General features: G+C 73.0%; 32 protein-coding genes and 1 pseudogene. 27 read left to right on the top strand and 6 right to left on the bottom strand.

Translation table 11 applies throughout. The features are described 5' to 3' along the window. Nucleotides 1-20: 20 nt before the first annotated feature. From HL189_RS06370 to truA, 18 genes and pseudogenes are all read left to right on the top strand, one after another. Nucleotides 21-206 carry a type Z 30S ribosomal protein S14 gene (locus HL189_RS06370; RefSeq protein WP_113838243.1) on the top strand — a complete coding sequence of 62 codons (186 nt, stop codon included), beginning with the start codon at nt 21-23 and terminating at the stop codon, nt 204-206. 130 nt (nt 207-336) lie between these two features. Further along, the gene (rpsH, locus tag HL189_RS06365) at nt 337-747 is read left to right on the top strand and encodes a 30S ribosomal protein S8 (RefSeq protein ID WP_369132862.1); all 411 of its coding nucleotides are present in this window, start codon (nt 337-339) and stop codon (nt 745-747) included. A 15-nt stretch (nt 748-762) separates the two neighbouring features. Beyond that, a complete protein-coding gene (gene rplF, locus HL189_RS06360) occupies nt 763-1,302 on the top strand; it encodes a 50S ribosomal protein L6 (protein WP_369132861.1) in 540 nt (179 codons plus the stop codon). Beyond that, a complete protein-coding gene (gene rplR / locus HL189_RS06355) occupies nt 1,302-1,709 on the top strand; it encodes a 50S ribosomal protein L18 (RefSeq protein ID WP_369132860.1) in 408 nt (135 codons plus the stop codon). Before rplF ends, rplR begins: the two co-directional genes overlap by 1 nt. A 37-nt stretch (nt 1,710-1,746) precedes the next feature. After that, nucleotides 1,747-2,361, top strand: a complete 615-nt coding sequence (gene rpsE / locus HL189_RS06350; RefSeq protein ID WP_222271380.1) for a 30S ribosomal protein S5 — start codon at nt 1,747-1,749, stop codon at nt 2,359-2,361. 1 nt (nt 2,362) lies between these two features. After that, complete coding sequence (rpmD, locus tag HL189_RS06345; protein ID WP_222271382.1) at nt 2,363-2,545, top strand: 50S ribosomal protein L30; 183 nt, start codon at nt 2,363-2,365, stop codon at nt 2,543-2,545. Nucleotides 2,546-2,558: 13 nt separating this feature from the next. Continuing rightward, nucleotides 2,559-3,002, top strand: coding sequence for a 50S ribosomal protein L15 (gene rplO, locus HL189_RS06340; RefSeq protein ID WP_369132859.1), 444 nt, complete (start codon nt 2,559-2,561; stop codon nt 3,000-3,002). A 128-nt stretch (nt 3,003-3,130) separates the two neighbouring features. After that, entirely contained in the window at nt 3,131-4,441 is a 1,311-nt protein-coding gene (secY, locus tag HL189_RS06335; RefSeq protein ID WP_369132858.1) for a preprotein translocase subunit SecY, read from the top strand. Further along, the gene (locus HL189_RS06330; protein ID WP_369132857.1) at nt 4,441-5,040 is read left to right on the top strand and encodes an adenylate kinase; all 600 of its coding nucleotides are present in this window, start codon (nt 4,441-4,443) and stop codon (nt 5,038-5,040) included. The genes secY and HL189_RS06330 overlap by 1 nt, the downstream gene beginning before the upstream one ends. A gap of 82 nt (nt 5,041-5,122) precedes the next feature. Beyond that, complete coding sequence (gene map, locus HL189_RS06325; RefSeq protein ID WP_369132856.1) at nt 5,123-5,926, top strand: type I methionyl aminopeptidase; 804 nt, start codon at nt 5,123-5,125, stop codon at nt 5,924-5,926. Nucleotides 5,927-6,166: 240 nt separating this feature from the next. Continuing rightward, nucleotides 6,167-6,388 carry a translation initiation factor IF-1 gene (gene infA / locus HL189_RS06320; RefSeq protein WP_012950459.1) on the top strand — a complete coding sequence of 74 codons (222 nt, stop codon included), beginning with the start codon at nt 6,167-6,169 and terminating at the stop codon, nt 6,386-6,388. Between the two features lie 64 nt (nt 6,389-6,452). After that, complete coding sequence (gene rpmJ, locus HL189_RS06315; protein ID WP_012950458.1) at nt 6,453-6,566, top strand: 50S ribosomal protein L36; 114 nt, start codon at nt 6,453-6,455, stop codon at nt 6,564-6,566. 14 nt (nt 6,567-6,580) lie between these two features. After that, a complete protein-coding gene (rpsM, locus tag HL189_RS06310; RefSeq protein WP_369132855.1) occupies nt 6,581-6,961 on the top strand; it encodes a 30S ribosomal protein S13 in 381 nt (126 codons plus the stop codon). Between the two features lie 93 nt (nt 6,962-7,054). Next, on the top strand, nt 7,055-7,462 hold the full coding sequence (gene rpsK / locus HL189_RS06305; protein WP_026844840.1) for a 30S ribosomal protein S11: 408 nt from the start codon (nt 7,055-7,057) through the stop codon (nt 7,460-7,462). Between the two features lie 35 nt (nt 7,463-7,497). Then, entirely contained in the window at nt 7,498-8,124 is a 627-nt protein-coding gene (gene rpsD, locus HL189_RS06300; protein WP_369132854.1) for a 30S ribosomal protein S4, read from the top strand. 159 nt (nt 8,125-8,283) lie between these two features. Further along, a complete protein-coding gene (locus HL189_RS06295) occupies nt 8,284-9,351 on the top strand; it encodes a DNA-directed RNA polymerase subunit alpha (RefSeq protein ID WP_369132853.1) in 1,068 nt (355 codons plus the stop codon). A gap of 207 nt (nt 9,352-9,558) precedes the next feature. Further along, nucleotides 9,559-9,909: pseudogene (gene rplQ / locus HL189_RS06290) on the top strand (50S ribosomal protein L17); the annotation flags it as partial. Between the two features lie 472 nt (nt 9,910-10,381). Beyond that, on the top strand, nt 10,382-11,230 hold the full coding sequence (gene truA, locus HL189_RS06285) for a tRNA pseudouridine(38-40) synthase TruA (RefSeq protein ID WP_369132852.1): 849 nt from the start codon (nt 10,382-10,384) through the stop codon (nt 11,228-11,230). Here the strand turns inward: truA and HL189_RS06280 are convergent. Both HL189_RS06280 and HL189_RS06275 read right to left on the bottom strand, forming a co-directional pair. Then, nucleotides 11,227-11,889, bottom strand: a complete 663-nt coding sequence (locus tag HL189_RS06280) for an SDR family oxidoreductase (protein WP_369132851.1) — start codon at nt 11,887-11,889, stop codon at nt 11,227-11,229. The two genes, truA and HL189_RS06280, sit on opposite strands and share 4 nt — an antisense overlap. Nucleotides 11,890-11,921: 32 nt before the next feature. Then, nucleotides 11,922-12,506: a molybdenum cofactor guanylyltransferase gene (locus tag HL189_RS06275; RefSeq protein WP_369132850.1), complete on the bottom strand. Its 585-nt coding sequence runs from the start codon at nt 12,504-12,506 to the stop codon at nt 11,922-11,924. 44 nt (nt 12,507-12,550) lie between these two features. On the opposite strand from HL189_RS06275, the gene fdhD reads away from it, so the two are divergent. Both fdhD and HL189_RS06265 read left to right on the top strand, forming a co-directional pair. After that, nucleotides 12,551-13,381 (top strand): formate dehydrogenase accessory sulfurtransferase FdhD, encoded by an 831-nt coding sequence (gene fdhD / locus HL189_RS06270; protein WP_369132849.1) that lies wholly within the window; start codon nt 12,551-12,553, stop codon nt 13,379-13,381. Nucleotides 13,382-13,402: 21 nt separating this feature from the next. Next, nucleotides 13,403-13,765, top strand: a complete 363-nt coding sequence (locus HL189_RS06265) for a nuclear transport factor 2 family protein (protein ID WP_369132848.1) — start codon at nt 13,403-13,405, stop codon at nt 13,763-13,765. A gap of 15 nt (nt 13,766-13,780) precedes the next feature. Here the strand turns inward: HL189_RS06265 and HL189_RS06260 are convergent, their stop codons facing one another. The 4 genes from HL189_RS06260 to glp all read right to left on the bottom strand — a co-directional run bounded on the left by HL189_RS06260 (nt 13,781) and on the right by glp (nt 16,551). Beyond that, the gene (locus tag HL189_RS06260; protein ID WP_369132847.1) at nt 13,781-14,140 is read right to left on the bottom strand and encodes a VOC family protein; all 360 of its coding nucleotides are present in this window, start codon (nt 14,138-14,140) and stop codon (nt 13,781-13,783) included. Further along, nucleotides 14,137-14,631 carry a molybdenum cofactor biosynthesis protein B gene (locus tag HL189_RS06255; protein ID WP_369132846.1) on the bottom strand — a complete coding sequence of 165 codons (495 nt, stop codon included), beginning with the start codon at nt 14,629-14,631 and terminating at the stop codon, nt 14,137-14,139. Before HL189_RS06255 ends, HL189_RS06260 begins: the two co-directional genes overlap by 4 nt. Continuing rightward, complete coding sequence (gene moaC, locus HL189_RS06250; RefSeq protein WP_369132845.1) at nt 14,624-15,100, bottom strand: cyclic pyranopterin monophosphate synthase MoaC; 477 nt, start codon at nt 15,098-15,100, stop codon at nt 14,624-14,626. The genes HL189_RS06255 and moaC overlap by 8 nt, the downstream gene beginning before the upstream one ends. Nucleotides 15,101-15,345: 245 nt before the next feature. After that, nucleotides 15,346-16,551, bottom strand: coding sequence for a gephyrin-like molybdotransferase Glp (gene glp / locus HL189_RS06245; RefSeq protein ID WP_369132844.1), 1,206 nt, complete (start codon nt 16,549-16,551; stop codon nt 15,346-15,348). Nucleotides 16,552-16,632: 81 nt separating this feature from the next. Between glp and HL189_RS06240 the strand changes: the two genes are divergently transcribed. The 7 genes from HL189_RS06240 (at nt 16,633) to HL189_RS06210 (ending at nt 23,358) form a co-directional block, all read left to right on the top strand. Further along, the gene (locus HL189_RS06240; protein WP_369132843.1) at nt 16,633-17,118 is read left to right on the top strand and encodes a beta-class carbonic anhydrase; all 486 of its coding nucleotides are present in this window, start codon (nt 16,633-16,635) and stop codon (nt 17,116-17,118) included. A gap of 170 nt (nt 17,119-17,288) precedes the next feature. Continuing rightward, nucleotides 17,289-17,732, top strand: a complete 444-nt coding sequence (rplM, locus tag HL189_RS06235; protein ID WP_369132842.1) for a 50S ribosomal protein L13 — start codon at nt 17,289-17,291, stop codon at nt 17,730-17,732. Beyond that, nucleotides 17,729-18,148, top strand: a complete 420-nt coding sequence (rpsI, locus tag HL189_RS06230; RefSeq protein ID WP_369132841.1) for a 30S ribosomal protein S9 — start codon at nt 17,729-17,731, stop codon at nt 18,146-18,148. Before rplM ends, rpsI begins: the two co-directional genes overlap by 4 nt. A 22-nt stretch (nt 18,149-18,170) precedes the next feature. Further along, entirely contained in the window at nt 18,171-19,514 is a 1,344-nt protein-coding gene (gene glmM, locus HL189_RS06225; protein WP_369132840.1) for a phosphoglucosamine mutase, read from the top strand. A 57-nt stretch (nt 19,515-19,571) separates the two neighbouring features. After that, nucleotides 19,572-21,434, top strand: a complete 1,863-nt coding sequence (gene glmS, locus HL189_RS06220; protein ID WP_369132839.1) for a glutamine--fructose-6-phosphate transaminase (isomerizing) — start codon at nt 19,572-19,574, stop codon at nt 21,432-21,434. A gap of 101 nt (nt 21,435-21,535) precedes the next feature. Continuing rightward, on the top strand, nt 21,536-21,919 hold the full coding sequence (locus tag HL189_RS06215; RefSeq protein ID WP_369132838.1) for a holo-ACP synthase: 384 nt from the start codon (nt 21,536-21,538) through the stop codon (nt 21,917-21,919). Beyond that, a complete protein-coding gene (locus tag HL189_RS06210) occupies nt 21,916-23,358 on the top strand; it encodes an NAD(P)H-hydrate dehydratase (protein WP_369132837.1) in 1,443 nt (480 codons plus the stop codon). Before HL189_RS06215 ends, HL189_RS06210 begins: the two co-directional genes overlap by 4 nt. Nucleotides 23,359-23,373 lie beyond the last annotated feature (15 nt).

Raw genomic sequence — 23,373 nt, 5'->3', positions numbered from 1 at the left:
GCGGGCGAGGAGATCCCGAGATGGCCAAGAAGGCTCTGATCAACAAGGCGGCGCGCAAGCCGAAGTTCGCCGTCCGTGGCTACACCCGTTGCCAGCGGTGCGGGCGTCCGCACGCCGTCTTCCGCAAGTTCGGCCTGTGCCGGATCTGCCTGCGCGAGATGGCGCACGCCGGGGAGCTCCCCGGTGTGAGCAAGTCGAGCTGGTAATCACCACCGGGCGGCCGGCCCCCGACGGACCGGCCGCCTCGCTCCCGAGCACGACCCGGGGCACCCCCCAGTTCGCCGACAGGCCCACGCACACCGCGTGTGGAACCGCGGCGAGGAAGGCAACACACCCATGACGATGACCGACCCGATCGCGGACATGCTCACGCGGCTGCGCAACGCCAACCAGGCGTACCACGACGCAGCGACCATGCCGTCGTCGAAGCTGAAGACGCACATCGCCGAGATCCTCCAGAAGGAGGGTTACATCGGCGGGTGGACCGTCAACGACGTCGAGGTGGACGGCCACGTCCGCAAGGAGCTCGTGGTCACCCTCAAGTACGGCCCCAACCGTGAGCGGAGCATCGCCGGCGTCCGGCGGGTGTCCAAGCCGGGCCTGCGGGTCTACGCGAAGTCGACCGCTCTGCCCAAGGTCCTGGGCGGCCTCGGGGTGGCGATCATCTCCACCTCCACCGGGCTGCTGACCGACAAGCAGGCGACCAAGAAGGGCGTGGGTGGGGAAGTCCTCGCCTACGTCTGGTAAGAGGAGCGAGCAGACATGTCACGGATCGGACGACTCCCGATTCCGGTGCCCAGCGGGGTGGACGTCGCCATCGACGGGCGCACGGTCAACGTCTCGGGCCCGAAGGGGGCGCTGAGGCACACGGTCGCAGCCCCCATCACCGTCGAGCGCGGTGAGGACGGCACGCTGCTGGTGCAGCGTCCGGACGACGCGCGGGAGAGCCGGGCCCTGCACGGCCTGTCCCGCACGCTCATCGCCAACATGATCACCGGGGTGACCCAGGGGTACGACAAGACCCTGGAGATCGTCGGCGTCGGCTACCGCGTGCAGGCCCGTGGCGCGGACCTCGAGTTCGCCCTCGGCTTCAGCCACCCGGTCGTCGTGAAGGCCCCCGAGGGGATCTCCTTCACGGTCGAGGCCCCGACCCGCCTGCGGGTCAGCGGCATCGACAAGCAGCGAGTGGGTGAGGTCGCCGCGAACATCCGCAAGATCCGCAAGCCCGACCCGTACAAGGGCAAGGGCGTGCGGTACCAGGGCGAGGTCGTCAAGCGCAAGGTCGGGAAGACGGGTAAGTGATGGCCACCACCGAGAAGACCGCTCGGGTGCACAAGCCCGTCGGTACCGACATCAGCACCGCCCGCCGCGTCTCGCGGCTGCGCCGCCACAACCGGCTGCGCAAGCGGGTCTCCGGCACGCCGGAGCGCCCCCGCCTGGTGGTCAACCGCAGTTCGCGGCACATGCACGTCCAGGTCGTCGACGACACCGTCGGCCGTACCCTGGTCAGCGCCTCGACCCTGGACACCAGCCTGAAGGGCGCCGAGGGCGACAAGTCCGCGCTCGCCCGCCGGGTGGGCACCCTCGTCGCCGAGCGCGCGAAGGCCGCCGGCATCACCGCCGTCGTCTTCGACCGCGGTGGCAACCGGTACGCCGGCCGCATCGCGGCGCTGGCCGACGGTGCCCGTGAGGGTGGGCTGGACTTCTGATGAGCGACACCGTGATCGAGATCGAGAGGGACGTCTGATGCCAGGACCACAGCGACGCGGCGGCGGCGCCGGCGGCGGCAACGACCGCCGGGACCGCCGTGACGGCGGGCGGGGGCCCGGGGGCGCGCCCGCCGAGAAGAGCAACTTCATCGAGCGCGTGGTGGCCATCAACCGCGTGTCCAAGGTCGTCAAGGGCGGTCGGCGCTTCAGCTTCACCGCCCTGGTGATCGTGGGCGACGGCGACGGCACCGTGGGCGTCGGCTACGGCAAGGCCAAGGAGGTGCCCGCGGCGATCGCCAAGGGCGTCGAGGAGGCCAAGAAGCACTTCTACCGCGTGCCGCGGATCGCCAGCACCATCCCGCACCCGGTCCAGGGTGAGGCGGCGGCCGGTGTCGTGCTGCTCAAGCCGGCCAGCCCGGGTACCGGTGTCATCGCCGGTGGTCCGGTGCGCGCCGTCCTCGAGTGCGCCGGCATCCACGACGTGCTCTCCAAGAGCCTCGGGTCCTCGAACCCGATCAACATCGTCCACGCGACCATGCAGGCGCTGAAGGACCTCGTCCGCCCCGAGGAGATCGCGGCCCGCCGCGGTCTGCCCCTGGAGGACGTCGCCCCGGCCGCCATGCTGCGCGCGCGGGCCGGTCAGGGGGTCTGATATGGCTCAGCTGAAGGTCACCCAGATCAAGTCCGCGATCGGCACCAAGCCGAACCAGCGTCAGACGCTGCGTTCGCTCGGGCTGAAGCGCATCAGCGACTCGGTCGTCAAGGAGGACCGTCCCGAGATCCGCGGGATGGTCGCGACGGTGCCGCACCTGGTCACCGTCGAAGAGATCGTCTGAGCAGGGGAACACCATGACTCTCAAGGTCCACCACCTGCGTCCCGCCCCCGGTGCCCACACCAAGAAGACCCGCGTGGGTCGTGGTGAGGGCTCCAAGGGCAAGACCGCGGGTCGCGGCACCAAGGGCTCCGGCGCCCGCACGCAGGTCTCGGCCCGCTTCGAGGGTGGCCAGACCCCGCTGCACATGCGGCTGCCGAAGCTCTCGGGCTTCAAGAGCCCCAACAAGGTCGTCTTCCAGGTCGTCAACCTGGACCGGATCGCCTCCCTCTTCCCGGAGGGTGGCTCGATCAACCCGGACACGCTGGCTGACGCCGGCGCCGTCCGGCGCGGTCAGCCGGTCAAGGTCCTCGGCACCGGCGAGCTCGGCGGGGTCCAGGTCGTCGTGCACGCGCACGCCTTCTCCAAGTCCGCCGAGGAGAAGATCGCCGCGGCCGGGGGCAGCACCACCCAGATCTGAACAAGGCCCCTCGCCCCCCGCCGCCCGCACGCTCGCGGCGGGGTCCGGCGAGGGGGCCTTCGGCCCGCCCGGCACCCGTGCCGGGCGGGCCGATTGCTAATGTCACTCGACCGACTCGGGGAGGACCAGTGCTGCAGGCGTTCGCCGCGGCGTTCCGGACGCCAGACCTCCGGCGGAAGCTGCTGTTCTCCCTCGGGTTGATCGCGGTCTACCGGCTGGGGGCCAGCGTGCCCGGCCCGGGCGTCTCCATCACAGCGATCAACAGCTGTCTGGAGCAGGCCCAGGCATCCGACCAGCGAGACCTGTACTCGCTGGTCAACCTGTTCTCCGGTGGTGCGCTGCTGCGCCTGTCGGTGTTCGCGCTCGGCATCATGCCGTACATCACCGCGAGCATCATCGTGCAGCTGCTCGTCGTCGTCATCCCGCGCTTCGAGCAGTTGAAGAAGGAAGGGCAGTCGGGCCAGGCGAAGCTGACCCAGTACACCCGCTACCTGACCATCGCGCTCGCCGTCCTGCAGAGCACCGGCATCATCGCCCTGGCCCGCAGCGGTCAGCTGTTCGTCAACTGCTCGCTGGACGTCATCCCCTCGGACTCGGTGTGGACCACCGTCGTCCTGGTCATCACGATGACCGCCGGCACTGCGGTGATCATGTGGCTCGGTGAGCTGATCACCGAGAAGGGGATCGGCAACGGCATGTCCGTGCTGATCTTCACCTCGATCGCCGCGCGCATCCCGGCCGAGGGCGGCGCGATCCTGCAGACCCGTGGCGGCTTCGTCTTCACGCTCGTCTGCGTGCTCGCCGTCGTGATCATCGCCTCGGTGGTCTACGTCGAGCAGGCGCAGCGGCGGATCCCCGTGCAGTACGCCAAGCGGATGGTCGGCCGGCGGATGTACGGGGGCACCTCCACGTACCTGCCGCTGAAGGTCAACCAGGCCGGCGTCATCCCGGTGATCTTCGCGTCCTCGCTGCTGTACCTGCCCCAGCTGATCAGCCAGCTGCAGGGCAACGAGACCGGCCCGGTGCGCCGCTTCATCGAGAACTACATCATCGACCAGAGCAGCCCGGTGCACATCGCCGTCTACTTCGGCCTGATCGTGTTCTTCACGTACTTCTACGTGTCGATCACCTTCAACCCCGAGGAGCGGGCCGACGACATGAAGCGGTACGGCGGCTTCATCCCCGGCATCCGCCCCGGACGCCCGACGGCCGAGTACCTGCAGTACGTGCTCTCGCGGATCACCTTGCCGGGGGCGATCTACCTCGGCCTGGTGGCCGTGCTGCCCAACTTCTTCCTCTCCATCACGCAGGAGGGGCAGAACCAGAACTTCCCGTTCGGCGGAACGGCCGTGCTGATCATGGTGGGAGTGGGCTTGGAGACGGTGAAGCAGATCGAGACGCAGCTCAACCAGCGCAGCTACGAAGGGTTCCTGCGGTAGTGCGCGTCGTGCTGCTGGGCCCGCCCGGAGCCGGCAAGGGGACCCAGGCCCAGATCATCGCCGGCCGCCTGCACGTCCCGGCCATCTCGACCGGCGACATCTTCCGCGCCAACGTGAGCGGGCAGACCGAGCTCGGCCAGAAGGCCAAGACCTACATGGACGCCGGGGACCTGGTGCCCGACGAGATCACCGTCGCGATGGTCACCGACCGGTTGGCCGAACCCGACGCCAGGGGCGGCTTCCTGCTCGACGGGTTCCCCCGGACCATCGCCCAGGCCGAGCAGCTGCAGGGGGCGCTGGGCGAGGTGGGGGACTCGCTGAACCGCGTGCTGGAGCTCGTCGTCGACGAGGAGGAGCTGGTGCGCCGGCTCTCCGGGCGGCGCATGCTCGTGGACGGCGAGTGGGTGCAACGCGACGACGACAAGCCGGAGACCATCCGGCACCGTCTCGAGGTCTACCGGGAACAGACGGCGCCGCTGTCGGGCTACTACGAGCAGGTCGGGCTGCTGAGCCGGATCGACGCGATGGGCGGCATCGACGAGGTCACCGAGCGGGCGCTCCAGGCGCTCGGCGCGGCCGACGGCCCGGCCGGGGCCTGAGCGCGCGAGACGCGAGGTGCACGGCGACCGCGGTGCCGCCCTCCTGGCCCGGCTGCCCCTGCTGGCGAAGTGGAGTGGACGGATGATCCAGATCAAGACGGCGCACGAGATCGAGCTCATGCGGGCCTCCGGGCTCGTCACGGCGGGGGCGCTGAAGGCGGTGCGCGCCGCCGTCCGCCCGGGGGTCACCACCAAGGAGCTCGACGCCGTCGCCGAGGACCACATCAGGTCCCACGGTGCCGTGCCGAACTTCCTCGGCTACCACGGGTTCACCGGCACGATCTGCGCGTCGGTCAACGACGAGGTCGTGCACGGCATCCCCGACCCGGACCGGGTGCTCGCCGAGGGCGACAACATCTCCATCGACTGCGGCGCGATCCTGGACGGCTGGCACAGCGACTCGGCGATCACCGTCACGGTGGGGGAGCCCTCGGCGGAGGACGCCGCGCTCATCGACGTCACCGAGCGGTCGATGTGGGCCGGGCTGGCCCGGGCGCTGGCCGGTGGCCGGCTCACCGACATCAGCCACGCGGTCGAGGAGTCGATCCGCTCCGCCGAGCGCCCGTACGGGATCGTCGACCACTACGGCGGGCACGGCATCGGCACCGAGATGCACCAGGACCCGCACGTGCTCAACTACGGCCGCGCGGGCCGCGGTCCCCGGCTCGTCCCCGGCATGGCGCTGGCCATCGAGCCGATGGTGACCGTCGGCGACCCGGCCACCGTGGAGCTCGACGACGGCTGGACGGTCGTCACCAAGGACGGCTCGCGCGCCGCCCACTTCGAGCACACCGTGGCCATCACCCCCGAGGGTCCCTGGGTCCTCACCGCCGAGGACGGCGGCGTGGCCGGGCTCGCCCCCTTCGGGATCACCCCTCGCTCCTGACGGCCCGAAGCTCGCGAGCGGTGGGGCAGAGGGTCCTGCATCACCCCGGGCCGGGTTGGTGACGGGTCCACGGCTGGAGTACAGTTGCCGATGGCGTTCGCGCCGTCCGTCGCTCTGCTGTGGCCGCAGAACGCCGGACGCCCTCTGCGAGATCGTCATCCAGAGCAGTTCCGCATCCAGCACGACGTCCGTGCCGCCCCGGCATGGACGACGCAGTCGAACGAGGAGGCCGTGTAGGGCATGGCGAAGAAGGACGGGGCCATCGAGGTCGAGGGTCGCGTCGTCGAGCCGCTGCCCAACGCGATGTTCCGGGTCGAGCTGCAGAACGGACACCGGGTGCTCGCCCACATCAGCGGCAAGATGCGACAGCACTACATCCGCATCCTGCCCGAGGACCGCGTGGTCGTGGAGCTCTCGCCCTACGACCTGACGCGCGGTCGCATCGTCTACCGCTACAAGTGACCGTCGGCGCCGCGCGCACCGCGCGACGTCGGCACATCGACATGAGGAATGAGGGGCGGCACCGGTGAAGGTCCAGCCGTCGGTGAAGAAGATCTGCGACAAGTGCAAGGTGATCCGCCGGCACGGCCGGGTCATGGTCATCTGCGACAACGCCCGGCACAAGCAGCGCCAGGGCTGAGGGAGTACCTGAACATGGCACGACTGGCTGGCGTCGACCTCCCCCGCGACAAGCGGATGGAGATCGCGCTCACCTACATCTACGGGATCGGCAAGACCTCCGCGAAGGAGACCCTGGCCGCGACGGGCGTCAGCCCCGACCTGCGCGCCCGGGACCTCACGGACGAGGACCTGCTGAAGCTGCGCGACTACATCGACGAGCACTTCCGGGTCGAGGGGGACCTCCGCCGCGAGGTCTCCGCCGACATCCGTCGCAAGATCGAGATCGGTTGCTACCAGGGCCTGCGGCACCGTCGCGGCCTCCCGGTCCACGGTCAGCGCACCCGCACCAACGCGCGCTCCAGCAAGGGCCCGCGCAAGACCATCGCCGGCAAGAAGAAGGCCGGCAAGAAGTAAGCAGCCCGGCGCGCCGTCGCAGCGCACCCGCAGGGGGGAGCGACGGCGCGCTGCTGCGACATCTGGCCACGAGCAGACAGGACACGCTGAAGAATGCCTCCCAGGGCCCGCGCGGCAGCCGGCACCAAGAAGGTGCGCCGCAAGGAGAAGAAGAACGTCGCCCACGGCGCGGCGCACATCAAGAGCACGTTCAACAACACCATCGTGTCGATCACCGACCCGACCGGGAACGTGATCAGCTGGGCCTCCGCCGGCCACGTCGGCTTCAAGGGCTCGCGCAAGTCGACCCCCTTCGCCGCGCAGATGGCCGCCGAGAACGCGGCCCGCAAGGCGCAGGAGCACGGCATGCGCAAGGTCGACGTCTTCGTCAAGGGCCCGGGTTCGGGCCGCGAGACCGCGATCCGCTCGCTGCAGGCCACCGGCCTCGAGGTGGGACAGATCCAGGACGTCACGCCGCAGCCGCACAACGGCTGCCGCCCCAAGAAGCGCCGCCGGGTCTGACCGGTCACTGACGAGAAGAACGAGGAGTACCTGACGTGGCCCGTTACACCGGAGCCGACTGCCGCCTGTGCCGGCGCGAGAAGATGAAGCTGTTCCTCAAGGGCAGCAAGTGCGAGTCCCCGAAGTGCCCGATCGAGATCCGGCCCTACCCGCCGGGCGAGCACGGCCGGGGCCGCAGCAAGGACAGCGAGTACCTGCTGCAGCTGCGTGAGAAGCAGAAGGCGCGCCGCATCTACGGCGTGCTGGAGAAGCAGTTCCGCGGCTACTACGAAGAGGCCAACAAGAAGACCGGCAAGACCGGTGAGGTCCTGCTGCAGATCCTGGAGTCGCGGCTGGACAACGTCGTGTACCGGGCCGGCTTCGCCGAGTCCCGTGACATGGCCCGCCAGCTCGTGCGCCACGGCCACATCAAGGTCAACGGCCGCAAGGTGGACATCCCGTCCTACCGGCTGAGCGCCCAGGACATCGTCGAGGTGACCGCGAAGTCCACCGAGATGGTGCCGTTCCAGATCGCTCAGGCGAAGGCCGGGCAGCGTCCGGTCCCGCCGTGGCTGGAGGTCATCAGCACGCAGCTGAAGGTGCTGGTCCACAGCATCCCGGCGCGCCAGGTGATCGACACCCCGGTGCAGGAGCAGCTGATCGTGGAGCTCTACTCCAAGTAGTAGGAGGACCCCCTTGCCCCCCACGCCACGCTTCGCGCGGCGCGGGGCCCGGCAAGGGGAACCGTACGGCGGCGGGACGGGCGGACCGATGTCCGTCCCGCCGGCACCACCCCTCTCGGCGTCATATGGCGGGTGCCGGAGGACCTGAAGGAGATCACCATGCTCATCGCACAGCGTCCGACCCTCACCGAGGAGACGATCGACGCCCAGCGTTCCCGGTTCGTCATCGAGCCGCTGGAGCCGGGTTTCGGCTACACCCTCGGCAACTCCCTGCGTCGCACCCTGCTGTCCTCGATCCCCGGCGCTGCTGTCACCAGCATCCGCATCGAGGGCACCCTGCACGAGTTCACCACCGTGCCGGGCGTCAAGGAGGACGTCACCGAGATCATCCTGAACCTCAAGGGCCTGGTCGTCAGCTCCGACTCCGACGAGCCGGTGACCATGTACCTGCGCAAGCAGGGTCCCGGTGAGGTCACGGCTGCCGACATCGCGCCGCCGGCCGGCGTCGAGGTGCACAACCCCGAGCTGCACATCGCGACGCTGAACGCCAAGGGTCGGCTGGAGATCGAGCTTGTCGTCGAGCGGGGTCGCGGTTACGTGCCGGCCACGCAGAACAAGCAGCCCGGTCAGGAGATCGGCCGCATCCCGGTCGACTCGATCTACTCGCCGGTGCTCAAGGTGACCTACGCCGTGGAGGCCACGCGCGTCGAGCAGCGGACCGACTTCGACCGCCTGGTCGTCGACGTCGAGACCAAGCCGTCGCTCGAGCCCCGCGACGCGATCGCCAGCGCCGGCTCCACCCTGGTCGAGCTGTTCGGCCTGCTCCGCGAGCTGAACATCGACGCCGAGGGCATCGAGGTCGGGCCGAGCCCGGCCGAGGCGGCCGACATCGCGAACTTCTCGATGCCGATCGAGGACATGGACCTCACCGTCCGGTCCTACAACTGCCTCAAGCGCGAGGGCGTCCACACGGTCGGGGAGCTCGTCACCCGGTCCGAGGCCGACCTGCTCGACATCCGCAACTTCGGCGCGAAGTCGATCGACGAGGTCAAGATGAAGCTCGCCGCCATGGGCCTGGCCCTCAAGGACAGCCCGCCCGGGTTCATCCCCACCTCGGTGGAGAGCTACGACGAGGGCTACGAGACCGACGCGTACCAGGGCGACGCCTCCTACGGCGACCCGGCCCAGTACGACGAGGGCAACTACCAGGAGACCGAGCAGCTCTGAGCAGCACCCCGCTGCAGGAGGACCCCGTCCTCCTCGCCCGCTCGGGGCGAGCCTCGGGACGGGGCCTGCAGCGGGACCGGGCCGGACGGCGGTGAACCCGCCGTCCGGCTCGGCCACCGGACCGGCCACACTGGCCCGGACGCAGCACGACGCAGTACGGAGACGCAGCCGGCAGCCCCGCGCCCGGCAGCCTGAGGAAGGACCGACATGCCCACCCCCACCAAGGGCCCCCGTCTCGGCGGTTCGCCGTCGCACGAGCGGCTGATGCTGGCCAACCTGGCCACCTCGCTGTTCGAGCACGGGCGGATCACCACCACCGAGACCAAGGCCAAGCGGCTCCGTCCGTACGCCGAGAAGCTGGTCACCTTCGCCAAGCGTGGTGACCTGCACGCCCGTCGCCAGGTGATGACGCAGATCCGGGACAAGGACGTCGTCCACCACCTGTTCGCCGAGATCGGGCCGCGCTACGCGAACCGCCCCGGTGGCTACACCCGCATCACGAAGGTCGGCCCGCGCAAGGGCGACAACGCCCCCATGGCGATCATCGAGCTGGTCGAGGGCCTGACGGTCGCCCAGGAGGCGGTCGGCGAGGCCGAACGCGCCCGCGGCACCCGGTTCGCCGCCGGCGCCGGCGCCGCCTCGGCGGCCGGGGAGGTCACCGCCGACGCGGTCGACACCACCGACGAGGGCCTGACCGACACCGACGTGACCACCGGCCCGGGCGGGGACACCAGCCCGGCCGTCACCGGCGGTGCCGAGGGCGTCGAAGACGCCCAGGAGGTCGTCGCCGACGTGTTCAACCCGGACGGCGACCGGCAGGACGACGGGGACGTCACCCCGGAGCCCATGGCCGAGAACCTCGCCGTGGTCGACGACCCGGGGCTGTCCCCGGACGTGGCCAGGGCCGCGGCCGCCGAGGTGGAGGCCGCCGAGCTCGGCGACGCCGCCACCGCCGGCACGCACGCCCCGGGCGGCGAGCCCGAGGTCGACCCCAAGTGACCCGGCCGGCCTCACGCTGAGGCCGGGGTCGATGGACCACCCGCACGCCACGGACGAGCCCGCCACCGCACCCGGTGGCGGGCTCGTCCGCGTCCGGCTGGACGTCTCCTACGACGGGACGGCGCTGCACGGCTGGGCGCGCCAGCCGGCCCAACGCACCGTGCAGGGCGAACTGGAGCTGGCCCTGGCCACCGTGCTGCGGCACGACGTCGACCTCACCGTGGCCGGCCGCACCGACGCCGGGGTGCACGCCACCGGCCAGGTCGCGCACACCGACCTGCCCGCCGAGCTGTTCGCGCAGCACGAGCCGCGGCTGCTGCGCCGGCTGCGGGGCGTGCTGGCGCCGGACATCGCGGTCACCGCCGTCCGGGCGGTCAGCGCCCACTTCGATGCCCGGTTCGCCGCGCTGGCCCGCCACTACGTCTACCGGCTCACCGACGCCGACGCGGGGGCCCCGCCGCTGCGTCGCGCGGACACCGTGGCGTGGCCGCGGACCCTCGATGCCGAGGCGATGCGGCTGGCGGCCGGGCTGCTGCTCGGTGAGCACGACTTCGCCGCCTTCTGCCGGCGCCGCGAGGGCGCGACGACCGTCCGGACGCTGCTGGACCTGCGGGTGCGCCGCGACGGCGACCTGATCGAGGTGGCGGCCTCGGCGGACGCCTTCTGCCACTCCATGGTGCGCAGCCTGGTCGGCGGGCTCACCGCGGTGGGCGAGGGACGCCGTCCGCCCGAGTGGCCGGCCTCCCTGCTGTCCCGGCGGGAGCGGGCCGACGACGTGCCGGTGGCCCCGGCGGGCGGGCTCACCCTCGTGCGGGTCGACTACCCCGGCGACGACCAGCTCGCCGCGCGGACCCAGGTCACCCGCGCCCGACGGGTCTAAGGGAGCGCGGCGACGGCCTCGGGGATCGGGGTGTCCCCGCCGACCAGCTCGACGACCGCGTTCCACTTGCCGGCGAGGAGCACCTCGGCGAGCACGGCCGCGACGTCGTCCCGGGGGACGGTCCCGCGTTCGACGCCGTGGGCGAGGGTGACCCGCCCGGTGCCCGGCTCGTCGGTGAGGCCGCCGGGCCGCACGACCGTGGTGTCCAGCGCCGTCCGGGGCAGGATCCGGTCCTCGGCGGCCAGCTTCGCCTGCAGGTACGCGGCGAAGACCGGGTCCATGTCCGGCGGCGTGCCCTGCCGGGCGCGCTCGACGCCCATCGAGGAGACGAGCAGGTAGGGCCGCACGCCCGCGCGCTCGGCGGCGTCGGCGAGCAGGACGGCGGCGCCCTCGTCGACGGAGGACTTCCGCTCGGCGCCGCTCCCCGGGCCCGCGCCGGCGGCGAAGACGACCGCGTCGGCGCCGGCCAGGACGGCGGCGACCTCGTCGACCGTGGCCCGCTCGAGGTCCAGCACCACCGGCTCGACCCCGTCGGACTCCAGGTCCGCGCGGTGGTCGGGGTTGCGGATGATGCCGGCGACCGGGTGGCCGTCGCCGGTGAGCAGCCTGCCGAGGCGACGGGCGACCTGACCGTGGGCTCCCGCGATGACGACGCGCATGCCCGGGGGCTACCCGCTGGATCGCCGGGCAGTCAGCGGCGGCGGGGGACGGCGCGGGCGCGGGCCAGCTCGGCCGGGGTGTCGCAGTCGGTCCACGGCGGGGGCGCGCCGGGCGGCACCGGCGGGTGGTACCGGCGGACGGCCAGCGGGGAGAGCACGGCGCGCAGCGGGGCGTGCGGCCGGACGCCGACCAGCGCGCGGCGCAGGACGGCGGTGCGCCAGACCCCGAGCAGCAGCTGGTCGGTGCCGGTGTCGTCCACGACCAGCACGCCGTCCCCGGTGAGCCGGGACCGCAGCCCGGTGACCACCGCCGGGGTCACGAACGGCAGGTCGCCGGCCAGGACGGCGACCACCTCGGTGTCCACGGCTGCCAGGCCCGCGGCCAGCGCGGGCACCGGTCCGCCGCCCGGCGGGTCCTCCCGCACGACGAGCACCCCGTCGGGGACCGGTTGCGGCGGGCCGACGACCACCCGTGGGCGGGCCCCCTCGACCGCCGCCAGCACGGCGGCGAGCATGCTGCGGCCGCCCACCTCGAGCTGGGGCTTGGCCTGCCCGCCGAGGCGCTTGGCCCGCCCGCCGGCGAGGACGACGGCGCCGAACGGCGGCAGAGCGGTCATGGGGAGGAACGGTAGGGCGCAACGGGTGGGTACCGTCAGTCCCCGTGGGACGAGTCACCAGCCGGATGCCCGTGCTGCGCATCCGTGGACCGGTGCACACCCGGCGTCCGGACGCCGTCGCCGCCGAGGAGCCGCTGGAGATCCGGCTGGCCGGGCGGCCGCTCGCGGTCACCATGCGCACGCCCGGGCACGACTTCGACCTGGTGCACGGCTTCCTGGCCACCGAGGGCGTGATCCGCACGTCGGCGGACCTGTCCGGGCTGCGGTACTGCAACTCGGTGGACGACGAGGGCCGCAACACCTACAACGTGGTCGACGTCGACCTCGCCCCGGGCATCGAGGCGCCCGACACCGCGCTGGACCGGAACTTCTACACATCCAGCTCCTGCGGTGTCTGCGGCAAGGCGAGCATCGACGCCATCCGGACCAGGACGCCCTACGACGTGGCGGCGGACGGCGTCCGGGTGCCGCTGGAGACCCTGCTCGCCCTGCCCGACCGGCTGCGCGCCGCGCAGGAGGTGTTCGACCGGACCGGTGGGCTGCACGCAGCGGGCCTGTTCACCGCGGGAGGTGAGCTGGTCGCCCTGCGCGAGGACGTCGGCCGGCACAACGCGGTGGACAAGGTCGTCGGCGACGCCGTGCGGGAAGGGCGGGTGCCGCTCACCGGGCACGTCCTGATGGTCAGCGGCCGGTCCTCCTTCGAGCTGACCCAGAAGGCGGCGATGGCCGGGGTGCCGGTGCTGGCCGCGGTCTCCGCGCCGAGCTCGCTCGCCGTCGAGCTCGCCGCGGACGCCGGCATCACGCTGATCGGCTTCCTCCGGGGCGACGGCTGCAACGTCTACACCCACCCTGACCGGATCGTCCTGCCCGAGTGACCGACCGGAGAGGACCCTGCCGTGCCCACCCCACGCGACGTCGCGGAGGCCTTCCCCGGTCACCGCTTCCCCGACACCTACGGCGCCCTGCACCCCGAGGTCCGCTGGACGCAGGTCGGCCAGGAGGTGCTCACCGGCCGGCGGGCGGTGATCGACGCCTGCGAGGCCACGCTCGCTGAGCTGGGGACGACGACGGTGGAGTTCTCCCGCTTCCTCGTGGTCGTCGACGGCGACGCCGCAGCCGTGGACGTCGTCGGCCGGTACGTCGGCGCCGACGGCGCGACGAGTGCGGTGTCCTCCTGCGACGTCTACGAGTTCCGCGACGGTCTGGTCACCGCCATCACGTCCTACGCCGTCGAGCTGGACCCGCCGGCCGTCGACTGAGACCTCCGCCGGCGGTCAGCCGAAGACCAGGCAGAACGGGTGGCCGGCCGGGTCGACGAACACCCGGAAGCCGGACTCCCGTTCCGCGGGCAGCCGCCGCCCCCCGGCGGCCAGGACCGCGCGCTCGGCTGCGTCCACGTCCTCCACGCGGATGTCCAGGTGCAGCTGCTGGGGTCGCCGGGGGTCCGGCCACTCGGGCGGCACGTACGTCTCGGCCCGCTGGAACGCCAGCTCGCGCCACCCGGCGTCCCGCCCGATCACCACCCAGTCGTCGCTGTCCTCGTTCACCCGCATCCCCAGCAGCCCGGCGTAGAACGCGGCGAGCGCCCGCGGGTCCGGGCAGTCCAGGACCGCCTTCTCCAGCCGTCCGATCACCCGTGGTCTCCTCCGCGCAGTTGGCTGACGACGTGCGGCAGGAGGGGGCCGAGCACAGCCAGGCCGTCCTTCACGCCGCCGGTCGAGCCCGGCAGGTTGACGATGAGCGTGCGCCCCGCGACGCCGGCGATCCCGCGGGACAGCACCGAGGTGGGCACCTTCTGCTCACCCGCGCGGCGCACCGCCTCGGCGACGCCCGGGGCCTCGCGCTCGAGCACCGCGCGGGTCGCCTCCGGGGTGACGTCGGTGGGGGACAACCCCGTCCCGCCGGTGGTCAGCACGACGTCGGCACCGGAGGCGACGGACTCGCGCAGCACCTGCTCGAGCTGCCCGACGTCGTCGGGCCGCACGTGCGGGCCGTCGACGGTGAAGCCGAGCTCGCGCAGGCCCTCGGCGAGCGCCTGGCCGCTGCGGTCGGCGTAGACGCCGGCCGCGGCCCGGTTCGAGGCGGTGATGACGACGGCGCGCGGATCGGGGGGCAGCTCACTCACGGGTCCAGTCCCCGCTCTTGCCGCCGCTCTTGGCCAGCAGCCGCACGTCGGTGATCGAGGCCCGCGGGTCGACGGCCTTGACCATGTCGATCATGGTGAGCCCCGCGACGGTGACCGCGGTGAGCGCCTCCATCTCCACGCCGGTGCGGTCGGCGGTGCGGGCGGTGGCGGTGATCTCCACGGCCTCGTCGGTGACCTCCAGGTCGACCGTCACGCCGTGCAGCGCGATCGGGTGGCACAGCGGCACCAGGTCCGGTGTCCGTTTGGCGCCGGCGATGCCGGCGATCCGGGCCACGGCGATCGCGTCCCCCTTGGGGACCCCGCTGCCGCGCAGCAGGGCGACCACCTCCGGGCCGACCAGCACCCGGCCGGCCGCCGTCGCCACCCGGGCGGTCACCGGCTTGGCGGTGACGTCGACCATCCGGGCGGCGCCGGTCTCGTCGACGTGGGTCAGCCGGGCATCGGTCACCGTGCACCCCTGTTCGTCTCCGCCTGCGTTCCGCTCCTCGGTCGCTGGCGCTCCCTGCGATGCTCGCTCCGGCGTCGACTCACTGCGCACCCCTGTTCGTCTCCGCCTGCGTTCCGCTCCTCGGTCGCTGGCGCTCCCTGCGATGCTCGCTCCGGCGTCGACTCACTGCGCACCCCTGTTCGTCTCCGCCTGCGTTCCGCTCCTCGGTCGCTGGCGCTCCCTGCGATGCTCGCTCCGGCGTCGACTCACTGCAGGGCTCCTTCGATCAGGACGACGGTCACCTCGGCGCCCGCGGGCAGCTCGGTGACCTCCTCGGGGACGACCACCAGGCAGTTCGCCCGCGCCAGGTGGGCGACCAGGTGCGACCCGGGCCCGCCGACCTGCGAGACCTCACCCGCGTCGAAGCGCCCGCGCAGGAACTGGCGCCGGCCGGCGGGGGAGCGCAGCGGGGCGGTGAGCCGGGCGGAGGCGCGCAGCCGCTCCGGGGAGGCGTGCCCGAGGGCGCGGCGCAGCGCCGGTCGCACGAACACCTCGAAGGACACGAACGCGCTCACCGGGTTGCCCGGCAGCGTCACCACCGGGACGCCGTCCACGGTGCCCGCGCCCTGCGGGCCACCCGGCTGCATCGCGACCTTGCCGAACCCGACCGTGCCGAGGCCGCCGAGCGCGTCCTTGACCACCTCGTAGGCCCCCGCGCTGACCCCGCCGCTGGTGACCAGCAGGTCGGCGGTGGGCAGCTCCGCCCGGACCGCGGTCAGGAACTGGTCGACGTCGTCCGGCACGAAGTGCAGCGTGCGCGCCTCACCCCCGGCGTCGGTCACCGCGGCCGCGAGCAGGACCGAGTTCGACTCGTAGATCTGCCCGGGCAGCAGCGGGCGGCCCGGCTCGACGAGCTCACTGCCGGTGGAGAGCACCAGCACCCGGGGCCGCCGCCGGACCGGCACCGCGGCGTGGCCCACGGCCGCGGCCAGGCCCAGCTGGGCGGCGCCCAGGGGGGTGCCGGCGGGCAGGGCCAGCTGACCGGTGCGGATGTCCTCCCCGGTGTGGCGCAGGTGGGTGCCGACGGCGGGAGAGCCGGTGATGGTCACCACGTCGGTGCCGGCGTCGGTGCGCTCGACCGGGACGATCACGTCCGCGCCCGCGGGCACCGGCGCGCCGGTCATGATCCGGTGCACCGTGCCCGGCGCGAGCGGGGGGACGGAGGTGCGGCCGGCCGGGACGTCCTCGGCCACCGGCAGCCGCACGGGCGCGGTGTCGCTCGCCGTCCCGACCTCGGCGTGCCGGGCGGCGTAGCCGTCCATGGCCGAGTTGGTGAAGGTCGGCAGGTCGACCAGCGCGACCAGGTCCCGGGCCAGCACCCGCCCCGCCGCGGCGCCCACGGGTACCTCTTCGACCGGCAGGGGGCGCAGCAGCGCCGCCACGACCGCCTGGTGTTCCTCGACGCTGCGCACGCGCCCATCCTCACCGATGCCGGTACGGCGGGCAGGTGCCCCCCGGCGGCGCTACGTTCCCTGGGCACGGAGGAGGTGCGGATGAGCGAGATCGACCGCATGCTGGCGGCCAACGAGCGGTGGCTGGACGCGTTCCCGGGGAACCTGCCGGTCGCGCCGGCCCGCAGGGTCGCCGTCGTCGCGTGCATGGACTCCCGGATGCCGCTGTTCGGGATGCTGGGCCTCGCCGTCGGCGACGCGCACGTCATCCGCAACGCCGGGGGCGTGGTCACCGAGGACACCATCCGGTCCCTGACCATCTCCCAGCACGTGCTCGGCACCCGGTCGGTGGTGCTCGTGCACCACACCGACTGCGGACTGCAGAAGTCCACCGACGAAGAGATCGCCGACCTCGTCGAGCGCACCACCGGGCACCGGCCGCCGTGGACCGCGCGCACGTTCACCGACGTGGACGCCGACGTCCGGGAGTCGGTGCGCATCCTGCGGGCGACGCCCTACCTGATCAGCGACGAGGTGCGCGGGACGGTGTACGACGTGGCGACCGGCCGGCTGCGCGAGGTGGCCTGACGGCCGGGAGGGCGTCGGCCGGCGGCTGGTATCGTGACCTGCTGGCGCGCGCCGCTGGTTGGTGCACGCGCGTCCGGGGCCTTCCCGACCTGGTCGGGGCCCGCGTCTCCCGTGCTCGGTGAGGCGATCCCACCAGCCGCCCGCCCGACTGACGAAGGACAGTGAGCCTCGTGCGCACGTACAGCCCCAAGCCCGGTGACATCACCCGGGCCTGGCACGTCATCGACGCCACCGACGTGGTGCTCGGTCGACTCGCCAGCCAGACCGCGCAGCTGCTGCGCGGCAAGCACAAGCCCCAGTTCGCCCCGCACGTGGACGCCGGCGACTTCGTCGTCATCGTCAACGCGGGCAAGGTGGCGCTGACCGGCTCGAAGCGCGACGAGAAGATCGCCTACCGCCACTCCGGGTACCCGGGTGGCCTCCGCCGGACCAAGGTCGGCGACGAGCTCAAGACCCGCCCCGACCGCGTCATCGAGCGCGCCGTCAAGGGGATGCTGCCGCACAACACGCTGGGCCGGCAGATGCTCTCCAAGCTCAAGGTCTACGCCGGGCCCGAGCACCCGCACGCCGCCCAGCAGCCCCAGACCTTCGAGATCAAGCAGGTGGCCCAGTGACCAGCGCACTGACCGTGACCGACGCCGACGGGCGTCCCATCCAGACCGTCGGCCGCCGCAAGGAGGCCATCGTCCGCGTCCGGCTCGTGCCGGGCACCGGCGAGTTCCGCCTCAACGGCCGCAGCCTGGAGCAGTACTTCCCGAACAAGGTTCACCAGCAGCTCATCCGTGAGCCGTTCGTTACCCTGGAGAAGGCCGAGCAGTACGACGTCATCGGCCTCCTCAAGGGCGGCGGCGTCACCGGCCAGGCCGGTGCCCTCCGGCTCGCGATCGCGCGTGCCCTCATCCAGGTCGAGGCCGAGGACCGCCCGGCGCTGAAGAAGGCCGGCTTCCTCACCCGTGACCCGCGGGTCAAGGAGCGGAAGAAGTACGGCCTGAAGAAGGCCCGCAAGGCTCCTCAGTACTCCAAGCGCTGACCGGCGCAGCGACACTCGACCAGTGGGTCGCCTCTTCGGGACCGACGGTGTCCGTGGCCGGGCCAACGCCGACCTGACGCCGGAACTGGCGCTCTCGGTGGCCCGCGCCGCCGCCAGCGTGCTCGCCGACCGCGACGGGACCTCGCGTCCCGTCGCGGTCGTCGGCCGTGACCCCCGGGCCAGCGGGGAGATGCTCGAGGCGGCGGTGGTCGCCGGGCTGTCCAGCGCCGGCGCCGAGGTGCTGCGGGTCGGCGTGCTGCCGACCCCGGCCGTCGCGCACCTCACCGACCGGACCGACGCCGACCTCGGCGTCATGATCTCGGCCAGTCACAACCCGATGCCGGACAACGGCATCAAGCTGTTCAGCCGGGGCGGTCACAAGCTGCCCGACGCGGTCGAGGCCGCCATCGAGCGGCGGGTGGCCAGCCCGGACGGCGACGACCACCGGCCCACCGGCGGAGGGATCGGCCGGGTGCGGGACCTCCCCGGCGCCGCCGACGACTACACCGCGCACGTGCTGTCGGCCCTCCGCGAGCCGCTGCGCGACCTGCGGGTGGTCGTCGACTGCGCGCACGGCGCCGCCTTCCGCGCCGCCCCTGAGGTGTACCGCCGCGCGGGTGCGGAGGTGCACGTCATCGGCGGCGAGCCCGACGGCTGGAACATCAACGACGGCATCGGCTCGACCCACCTGGGGCCGCTGATCGCCGCCGTCGCCGAGCAGGGCGCCGACATCGGGATCGCGCACGACGGCGACGCCGACCGCTGCCTGGCGGTGACCGCCAACGGCGACGTCGTCGACGGCGACGGCATCCTCGCCATCTGCGCGCTCGCCCTGCACGAGAGCGGCAACCTCACCGACGACACCGTGGTGGCCACGGTGATGAGCAACCTGGGCTTCCACCACACGATGCGCCAGGCGGGCATCACGGTGCAGACGACGGCGGTCGGTGACCGCTACGTGCTCGAGGCGCTGCGCTCCCGCGGCCTGTCCCTGGGCGGGGAGCAGAGCGGCCACCTGGTCTTCCGGGACTGGGCCACCACCGGCGACGGCCTGCTCACCGGCCTGGCCCTGCTCTCCCGCATGAGCTCCACCGGCGCCTCGCTCGCCGAGCTGGCGTCCGTGGTGCGCCGGCTGCCGCAGACCCTGGTCAACGTGCCGGTCAGCGACCGGCTCGCGGTGGTGGAGAGCGACGAGGTCGCCCAGGCGGTCAACGCGGTCGAGGCGGAGCTCGGGGACACCGGGCGGGTGCTGCTGCGCCCCTCGGGCACCGAGCAGCTCGTGCGGGTGATGGTCGAGGCCCCCACCCAGGAGCAGGCGGACGCCGTCGCGGGCCGGCTGGCGGAGATCGTCGCCGCCACCGGGTGACCGCCGTCCCCCGCCGGCGGGCGGAGGGACTCCAGGCGCGCCGGTACCATCGGTCCAATGTGCGGCATCGTGGGGTACGTCGGCCCGCAGGACTCCCTCTCCGTGGTCCTGGAAGGTCTTCGGAGGCTCGAGTACCGGGGGTACGACTCCGCCGGTGTCGCCGTCCTCGCGGACGGGCAGCTGAGCACGGCCAAGAAGGCCGGCAAGCTCGCCAACCTGGAGAAGCAGCTCGCCGAGGCGGACCTGCCGGCCGCCACGATCGGCATCGGGCACACCCGGTGGGCCACCCACGGCGGCCCGACCGACCGCAACGCGCACCCGCACGTCTCGGCCGACGGCCAGGTGGCGGTCGTCCACAACGGGATCATCGAGAACTTCGTCCCGCTGCGCGCCGAGATCCAGGCGACCGGCGTGGAGTTCGCCTCCGAGACCGACACGGAGGTCGTCGCGCACCTGCTCACCGCGACGTACCGCGAGCTGCCCGCGGGCCCGGACCGGCTGGCCGAGGCGATGCGGGCGGTCAGCCGCCGCCTCGAGGGCGCCTTCACCCTGGTGGCCACGCACGCCGACGAGCCGGACACCATCGTCGCCTCCCGGCGCAACAGCCCGCTGGTGGTCGGGGTCGGGGACGGCGAGTACTTCCTCGGCTCCGACGTCGCGGCCTTCATCGGGCACACCCGCAACGCCCTCGAGCTCGGCCAGGACCAGGTCGTGGAGATCCACCGCACCCGCGGCGCCACCGTCACCGACTTCTCCGGCAACCGGGTCGAGCCCACCGCCTACACCGTCGACTGGGACGCCGCGGCCGCCGAGAAGAGCGGCTACCCCTGGTTCATGCTCAAGGAGATCGCCGAGCAGCCGCGGGCGGTCGCCGACACGCTGCTCGGCCGCCTCGGCGAGTCCGGGGAGCTGGTGCTGGACGAGGTCCGCCTGTCCGACCAGGAACTGCGCGACATCGACAAGATCTTCGTGGTCGCCTGCGGCACCGCCTTCCACGCCGGCCTGCTCGCCAAGTACGCCATCGAGCACTGGACCCGGATCCCGGTCGAGGTCGAGGTGGCCAGCGAGTTCCGGTACCGCGACCCGGTGCTGGACCGCTCGACGCTCGTCGTGGTCATCAGCCAGTCGGGCGAGACCATGGACACCCTGATGGCGCTGCGGCACGCCCGGGACCAGAAGGCCCGCGTGCTCGCGATCTGCAACGCGAACGGGTCCACGATCCCGCGCGAGTCCGACGCCGTGCTCTACACCCACGCCGGCCCGGAGGTCGCCGTCGCCTCCACGAAGGGCTTCCTGACCCAGGTCGTCGCCTGCTACCTGGTGGGGCTGTTCCTCGCCCAGGTGCGCGGGGTCAAGTACGCCGACGAGATCGCCGCCATCGTCGAGGACCTGCGCGCGCTGCCCGACGGCGTGGCCCGGGTGCTGGAGCAGATGGAGCCGGTTCGCGAGCTCGCCCGCTCCCTGGCCGACGCGAACACGATCCTGTTCCTCGGCCGGCACGTCGGCTTCCCGGTCGCCCTGGAGGGTGCGCTCAAGCTCAAGGAGCTGGCCTACATCCACGCGGAGGGTTTCGCCGCCGGTGAGCTGAAGCACGGGCCGATCGCCGTCATCGACCAGGGGACGCCGGTCGTGGTGATCGTGCCCTCGCCGCGCACCCGCGAGTCGGTGCACGGCAAGGTCGTGTCGAACATCCAGGAGATCCGCGCCCGGGGTGCCCGCACGATCGTCATCGCCGAGGACGGCGACGACGACGTGGTGCCCTTCGCCGACCACGTGATCCGGGTGCCGCGCACCCCCACCCTGCTGGCGCCGGTGGTCACCACCGTGCCGCTGCAGGTGCTCGCCTGCGAGATCGCCGACACCCGCGGCCTGGACGTCGACCAGCCGCGGAACCTCGCCAAGAGCGTCACCGTCGAATAGTCGAAGGACCCCTCTGCCCCCCACCGCTCGCACGCTCGCGGCGGGACCCCTGCAGAGGGGCCGCTCCAGCACGTCACCTCGCCGGCGGGCAGACTGACCGCGTGATCATCGGGGTCGGCATCGACGTCTGCCCGGTGGAGCGGTTCGCCGCCTCGCTGGACCGCACACCCGGCCTCCGGGACCGGCTGTTCACCACCGACGAGCAGACCACCCCCTCGGGTGGCCGGCGCACCGGGGAGTCGCTGGCGGCCCGGTTCGCGGCGAAGGAGGCGCTGGCCAAGGCCCTCGGCGCGCCTGGTGACCTGAACTGGCACGACGCCGAGGTGACGGTGGGGGACCACGGCCGCCCCCACCTCGTCGTCCGGGGCACGGTCGCCCGCCGGGCCGCCGAGCTGGGGGTCACCTGCTGGCACGTGTCGCTGAGCCATGACGGGGGCGTCGCGTCGGCCGTGGTGGTCGCCGAGCGCGGGGACGTCGCGTCGTGATCGGCCTGTACACCGCGGCCGGGGTGCGGGCCGCCGAGGACGCGGTGCTGGCGACGGTCCGCGAGGGCGCGCTCATGCAGCGGGCCGCGACCGGCCTGGCCACGATCTGCCTCCAGCTGCTGGGCCGGGCGCACGGCGTCCGGGTGGTCCTGCTGGTGGGCGCGGGCCACAACGGCGGGGACGCGCTCTACGCGGGGGCGCACCTGGCCGCCCGCGGCGCGCGGGTGACCGCCGTCCTGCTCGCCCCGGAGCGGGCGCACGCCGGCGGGCTGGCCGCACTGCGCCGGGCCGGCGGCCGGACCGCCGACCCCGGGCACCCGGGCCTGGACCGCGCCGACCTGGTCCTCGACGGGATCGTGGGCATCGGCGGCAGCGGGGGACTGCGGGAGCCCGCGGCGGCGCTGGTCGCCGAGGCGGTCGCGGGGCCCGGGCTACTGGTGGCGGTCGACGTCCCCAGCGGCGTGGCCGCGGACACCGGCGAGGTGCCCGGCGCCGTCTTCCCCGCCCAGCACACGGTCACCTTCGGAGCGGTGAAGACCGGGCTGGTCGTCGGCGCGGGACGGCAGGCGGCCGGCACGGTGCACCTGGTCGACATCGGGCTGGGCGAGGCGCTCGGGACGCCGGACGCCCGGCAGCTCACCGACGCCGACGTCGCCGTCCACCTCGACGCCCCGGACCCCGGCGACGACAAGTACTCGCGCGGGGTCGTCGGCGTCCTCGCCGGGTCAGCGACCTACCCGGGCGCGGGCGTGCTCTGCACCGGGGCCGCGCTGCGCGCCCGGCCGGGGCTGGTCCGCTACGCCGGCACCGCGGCCGAGGGTGTGCGCGCCGCCTGGCCGGAGGCGATCGTCACCTCCGGGCGGCCCGCGGACGCCGGCCGGGTGCAGGCCTGGGTCGCCGGACCCGGCATGGGCCTGGACGACGACGCGCGCAGCGTGCTGGCCGAGGTGCTGGCCACCGACCTGCCGGTGGTGGTGGACGCCGACGGCTTGACGCTGGTCGCCGGCCGGCCGGAGCTCGTCCGGGACCGCGCCGCGCCCACCGTGCTGACCCCCCACGACCGGGAGTTCGCCCGCGTCTTCGGCGGCGAGGTGGGGCCCGACCGGGTCGCCGCGGCCCGCCGCGGTGCCGCGGCACTGGGCTGCACCGTGCTGCTCAAGGGCGACGCGACCGTCGTCGCCGACGCGGTCGGCGAGGCCTACGTCAACGGCACCGGCACCTCGTGGCTGGCAACGGCCGGCACCGGTGACGTGCTCGCAGGGATCCTCGGTGCGCTGCTGGCCGCCGGACTGCCGGCGGTCGAGGCGGCCGCGGTGGCGGCGCACGTGCACGGCCGGGCCGGGCAGCTGGCCGCCGAGCGGGGCCCGCTGATCGCCGGGGACCTGGTGCGCGTGCTGCCGGACGCCGTCGGCCGGTTGCGCCGCGGGGGCGCGGCCTGAGCTCCGCGCCTGGGA

The sequence above is a fragment of the Modestobacter sp. I12A-02662 genome (assembly GCF_041028325.1).
Lineage (GTDB): Bacteria > Actinomycetota > Actinomycetes > Mycobacteriales > Geodermatophilaceae > Modestobacter.
This window is presented reverse-complemented; position numbering and strand designations above follow the sequence as displayed.

What these genes read in the sequence shown, in the direction of transcription:
- HL189_RS06240 (WP_369132843.1), top strand. Translation starts at nt 16,633, where the DNA reads ATGAGCGAGATCGACCGCATGCTGGCGGCCAACGAGCGGTGGCTGGAC.
- HL189_RS06295 (WP_369132853.1), top strand. Translation starts at nt 8,284, where the DNA reads ATGCTCATCGCACAGCGTCCGACCCTCACCGAGGAGACGATCGACGCC.
- rpsE (WP_222271380.1), top strand. Translation starts at nt 1,747, where the DNA reads ATGCCAGGACCACAGCGACGCGGCGGCGGCGCCGGCGGCGGCAACGAC.
- HL189_RS06275 (WP_369132850.1), bottom strand. Translation starts at nt 12,506, where the DNA reads ATGACCGCTCTGCCGCCGTTCGGCGCCGTCGTCCTCGCCGGCGGGCGG.
- truA (WP_369132852.1), top strand. Translation starts at nt 10,382, where the DNA reads ATGGACCACCCGCACGCCACGGACGAGCCCGCCACCGCACCCGGTGGC.
- rpsH (WP_369132862.1), top strand. Translation starts at nt 337, where the DNA reads ATGACGATGACCGACCCGATCGCGGACATGCTCACGCGGCTGCGCAAC.
- HL189_RS06280 (WP_369132851.1), bottom strand. Translation starts at nt 11,889, where the DNA reads ATGCGCGTCGTCATCGCGGGAGCCCACGGTCAGGTCGCCCGTCGCCTC.
- infA (WP_012950459.1), top strand. Translation starts at nt 6,167, where the DNA reads ATGGCGAAGAAGGACGGGGCCATCGAGGTCGAGGGTCGCGTCGTCGAG.
- HL189_RS06370 (WP_113838243.1), top strand. Translation starts at nt 21, where the DNA reads ATGGCCAAGAAGGCTCTGATCAACAAGGCGGCGCGCAAGCCGAAGTTC.
- rpsM (WP_369132855.1), top strand. Translation starts at nt 6,581, where the DNA reads ATGGCACGACTGGCTGGCGTCGACCTCCCCCGCGACAAGCGGATGGAG.
- map (WP_369132856.1), top strand. Translation starts at nt 5,123, where the DNA reads ATGATCCAGATCAAGACGGCGCACGAGATCGAGCTCATGCGGGCCTCC.
- rplO (WP_369132859.1), top strand. Translation starts at nt 2,559, where the DNA reads ATGACTCTCAAGGTCCACCACCTGCGTCCCGCCCCCGGTGCCCACACC.
- rplF (WP_369132861.1), top strand. Translation starts at nt 763, where the DNA reads ATGTCACGGATCGGACGACTCCCGATTCCGGTGCCCAGCGGGGTGGAC.
- rpsK (WP_026844840.1), top strand. Translation starts at nt 7,055, where the DNA reads ATGCCTCCCAGGGCCCGCGCGGCAGCCGGCACCAAGAAGGTGCGCCGC.
- rplR (WP_369132860.1), top strand. Translation starts at nt 1,302, where the DNA reads ATGGCCACCACCGAGAAGACCGCTCGGGTGCACAAGCCCGTCGGTACC.
- rpmD (WP_222271382.1), top strand. Translation starts at nt 2,363, where the DNA reads ATGGCTCAGCTGAAGGTCACCCAGATCAAGTCCGCGATCGGCACCAAG.
- glmS (WP_369132839.1), top strand. Translation starts at nt 19,572, where the DNA reads ATGTGCGGCATCGTGGGGTACGTCGGCCCGCAGGACTCCCTCTCCGTG.